This window comes from Aquabacterium sp., from assembly GCF_016195855.1.
Taxonomy (GTDB): Bacteria; Pseudomonadota; Gammaproteobacteria; order Burkholderiales; family Burkholderiaceae_C; genus Aquabacterium.
In genome coordinates this window covers 561,522-563,431 of sequence record NZ_JACPYU010000003.1, presented here as the reverse complement: position 1 = coordinate 563,431, position 1,910 = coordinate 561,522, and the positions used below count along the sequence as shown (strand labels likewise).

Here is a 1,910-nt window from a genome sequence, read left to right as displayed (position 1 = left end):
AGAGATGTCAAGCGGTGACGCACCCAGCGCGGCCCGCTCAAGTACCTCAGTGGGTATGGGAGAGGCCTGTTTGAGCGCAATACTGCAATGTTGACAAACACACATGTCATCTTTTCAGAGGGTTTGTCATGATGGGTGTCGATTAACGCGTGACTGAGGGGTGGTGTTGCGACAGCCGTGGCCGGACAGGGCTGCCAGGCCGCCGTGACCTGTGCAGAAAACGGAGTGCCGGGCCTGTGGCATGTGGCTAAAGTGGCGCCATGGACAACACTTCATGACGGCCATGCGGGACATTGATACAGACATGGTGGTGGCGCTGTGCCGGCACATCGAGCGGGCCGAGGCCTCGCCGCGCCTGGACGATCTGGCCAAGCTGGCCGGCGTCAGTGCGAGCCGCTTGCTGCGGCTGTTCAAGGCCCACACCGGCCTCACACCCAGGGCCTATGCCGCCGCGCAGCGCGCCCGCCGCGTGCGCGAGCAACTGGCCGGTGGGGTGCCCGTGACTCAGGCCATGTACGACGCAGGCTACTCGTCCAGCGGGCGCTTTTATGAAGAGTCCACGGCGGTGCTGGGCATGACGCCCACAGAATTCAAGGCCGGCGGCGCGCAAAGCGAGATCCGCTTTGCCGTGGGGCAGTGCTCACTGGGGGCCGTGCTGGTGGCGGCCAGCGCGCGGGGCGTGTGCGCCATCCTGCTAGGCGACGACCCGGATGCGCTGGTGCGGGATCTGCAGGACCGTTTCAAGACCGCGCGGCTGATCGGTGCCGATGGCGCGTTCGAGCAATGGGTTGCCCAGGTGGTGGGCCTGATCGAATCCCCCAGGGTGGGGCTGGCGCTGCCGCTGGACATCCAGGGCACCGCCTTCCAGCAAAGGGTGTGGCAGGCCCTGCGGGGCATACCGGCCGGCCAGACCGTCAGCTACACCGAGTTGGCCCAGCGCATCGGCTCGCCCGGCGCGGTGCGGGCGGTGGCCGGTGCCTGTGCCGCCAACCCGCTGGCCGTGGCCATTCCCTGTCACCGTGTGGTGCGCCATGACGGTGGCCTGTCGGGTTACCGCTGGGGTGTCGAGCGAAAACGTATCTTGTTGTGTCGTGAAGAGGAGGAAAGCGCTAAAGTGGCCGATCAGGAGGCCTGAGATGGGTATTCGGACAACATGGTCGGTGCTGGCTGTAGGGGCAGGGCTGTGGACAAGCGCGATGGCGACCGAGGTCGTCACCGTGGCCGCCGAAGACGATTGGGCGCCTTATTCCTCGATGCGCGCAGACCGCTCTGGCCCCGAGGGGCTGGCGCCAGCCCTGGTCAAGGCCGCGTTCAAGACCCAGGATGTCGAGGTGCAGTTCCAGGTCGTGCCGTTTTCGCGCTGCCTGCACTATGCCGAGAAGGGCACGGTGGTGGGCTGTTTTGACACCACCCGCACCGAGGCCAACAAGGACTTGTTCTACTGGCACCCCACCCCCTTGTTCCGGGAGGAGCTGGGCATCTTTGGGCGTGCCGATGCGCCTGCCAGAGAGTTGACGCAAAAGGACCTGGAGGGCCAGACCGTCGGGGTGACCATCGGCTACACCTACCCGACCGAGTTCATGCAGAACCCGCGGATCGTCAAGCTCAGTGCAGCATCGGACGGCAATCTGGTCAAGATGCTGGTGGCCAGGCGCGTGAACTACATCCTGCTCAACACCATGCCGGGTTACTACCGCATCAAGTATGAGCCTGCCTTGAAGGGGCAGATCAAACGCGTGGGCGCTATCCGGCTGGACAGCTTCTGGGTGAGCTTTTCGCGTGCCCACCCGGATGGCAAGCGCATGTCCGAGGTGCTCGAGAAGGGCTTGCAGGCCATCAAGGCCAACGGTGAATACGACCGGATGATGCAGGCATTCAAACAGGAACTGCAGCCTTGAGGAGCCCGGCTG

General features: G+C 64.7%; 2 protein-coding genes. Both read left to right on the top strand.

Annotated features, from left to right (window positions below):
* Window positions 1–283 precede the first annotated feature (283 nt).
* Window positions 284–1,135, top strand: coding sequence for a methylated-DNA--[protein]-cysteine S-methyltransferase (locus HY019_RS04100; RefSeq protein WP_290688558.1), 852 nt, complete (start codon window positions 284–286; stop codon window positions 1,133–1,135).
* Between the two features lies 1 nt (window position 1,136).
* Entirely contained in the window at window positions 1,137–1,898 is a 762-nt protein-coding gene (locus HY019_RS04095; protein ID WP_290688556.1) for a transporter substrate-binding domain-containing protein, read from the top strand.
* The last annotated feature ends 12 nt before the right edge of the window (window positions 1,899–1,910 follow it).